This is a genomic window from Zavarzinia aquatilis, assembly GCF_003173035.1.
In the GTDB taxonomy this organism is placed as follows: Bacteria; Pseudomonadota; Alphaproteobacteria; order Zavarziniales; family Zavarziniaceae; genus Zavarzinia; species Zavarzinia aquatilis.
In genome coordinates, this window is record NZ_QGLE01000036.1 from 1 (window position 1) to 1885 (window position 1885).

The following is a 1885-nucleotide window of genomic DNA, read 5'->3' on the forward strand; positions in this document are numbered from 1 at the left end:
AAAGCCGCCGGCGACCTTGCCGATCCCGCCGCCAGAGAGGGCTGCGCCCGTGAGCTGGGCGACCGTCGAGCCGGCCGAGCGCATCACAACGCGCGGGAGGCCGCCGGTGTCGACCATCGCCCGCACCGTATTGGCGGCGGTGCCGTCGCAGAGGGCGGCGACGAAATACGACTGCGATACGCCTGACTGCGACGGATAGGGGTGATCCGCCGCCCACTCGGCGACGAGGCCCGCGGCGGCGGGGTTATAGAACAGGCCGGCGAAGGGATAAGTGACGATTTCGGCGGCGCGGGTGGCGGTCGCTGCGACCGTCGGGATGTACGAAGTCGGATAGGCGCCAATCTCGGCCTGCGCATTGACGGCATAAAGGCCGGACAGGCCGTCGCCCATGAACGCCGAGGTCGATGAATCGTCGAGGATCTCGACCTCGACGGTGCCGCTTCCCGCGCTTGCGCAGGTGCCGACCACCCAGACGCGGTACCAGCCCGCGCCCCGGGCCTGGCAGCCCCCCCGGATTGCGCCCGCGCCGGTTGCGACGAGGCTGCCGAGAACCAGATCCACATCAACGTAAGTGTATCCCCCGAACTGCGCTGTTGGCAGCCTCACTCGCGCCCTGCGGCGCTCGCCACGGGAAAGATCGACCGACCAGCAGTAGTCCTGACCCGCCGTAAAGGCGATATTTTGCCCGCAGTAGTGACGGACAGCGGACGCAGCCTCGACCAGTTTGTCGGCGATCATTGTGCCCTGGGGCGCGGCGGCCGCGTTGGCCGTCACCGTACACGCGGATTTGGTCCAAGCCGCGTTATCGAGCGCTTCCGACCGCAAGGCGAGGTTGGTGCGGGCACCCTCGATCAGCAGGCCGCGCCGCTCGCGCGTCAGCGGGTCATACCCGATGCGGGGCTCGTTGACCTGGGCGGTCTTGAGCACGCCATCCCGGTCGATATAGGTGCCGGTGGAGGCCCGGGTGAAGCTCAGGCGCGGGTCGATCAGCGCCGAATGCACGAACTCAAGGTGGACGGCGGGGGGCATGGGCATGGTCAGATCACCTCGAAGTTGGTCGGGCTCGAACAGACGAGCGTGACGGCGGTCTCGGCCGCGACGGTGAGATCGGCGGCCACCCGGTTGATGGTGTCGCCTGCGGATCGCGCGATGGTGAGGGCCGTGGCCCCCGACCGCTTGACGGTGACCCGCCAGGGATCGCGCAGCGCGGCGGCGGGGGGGAGCGTCACGGTGATGCTGCCGGCCGTGACGATGATGGTCTTGAGGCAGTCGGCCGAAGACAGAACGAGGCTCGCGTTGATCTCGATCACCGGGCCGAGGCGCAGGGTCTCGGCCGCCAGATAGGCCGCACTGCCCAATTGATGATGGCGGACCAGATCCAGCGCGCCCCAGCCGAGGCCGGTGGCGGAGGCCGCCAGGGCGGTCAGGACCGCGCTCAAGGGCTGCTTGCCGGCGAGGGCCGCCGTCCGCGTCAGGTCGTGCCAGGACGCCGCGCCGAGCGCGGCCGAGAGGCATATCCACGGGGTGGCGGGGCCTGTCGACGTGTCCAGCCAGAGCGAGCCGAGCCAGGCGCCAATGCTCTGATCATCGGCGGCGGCGGGCGGCCGCCCCTCCGTGAAATGCATGACCTGGCCCGCCGGGATCCTCATCAGATGCTCCGCCAGCCCGCCGCCGCGCGGAATATGCGCCTGGAGGTCCCCGCCGCGAGGGCGAGAGGCCCGGCGCCGCCGTCGATGGTATCGCCGGCCACGATCGAGACATTGGCGGACGTGACCCCGTGGATGTTCTTGACCTCGCACCACCAGCCCGTCCGGCAGGCGGCAAAGGCCGGAAGCGTGATCGCGTCCGCGTTGCTGAAGACGATGGCGCCGGTCTGGTGGGGCGA

3 protein-coding genes are annotated in these 1885 nt (G+C 69.8%); all 3 read right to left on the reverse strand.

The genetic code is table 11. The annotated features are described in order from the left end of the window. A partial coding sequence (locus DKG74_RS21350) for a phage head spike fiber domain-containing protein (RefSeq protein WP_423841708.1) occupies positions 1 to 1035 on the reverse strand: 1035 nt, incomplete at its 3' end. Positions 1036 to 1037: 2 nt separating this feature from the next. Beyond that, positions 1038 to 1649, reverse strand: coding sequence for a hypothetical protein (locus tag DKG74_RS21355; protein WP_109908197.1), 612 nt, complete (start codon positions 1647 to 1649; stop codon positions 1038 to 1040). Next, the coding region (locus tag DKG74_RS21920; protein ID WP_165837804.1) for a hypothetical protein at positions 1649 to 1885 on the reverse strand (237 nt) is incomplete at its 5' end. The genes DKG74_RS21920 and DKG74_RS21355, both read right to left, overlap by 1 nt.

Excerpts from the sequence above, each read along its gene's own strand:
- DKG74_RS21355 (WP_109908197.1), bottom strand. The coding sequence starts at position 1,649 with ATGAGGATCCCGGCGGGCCAGGTCATGCATTTCACGGAGGGGCGGCCG.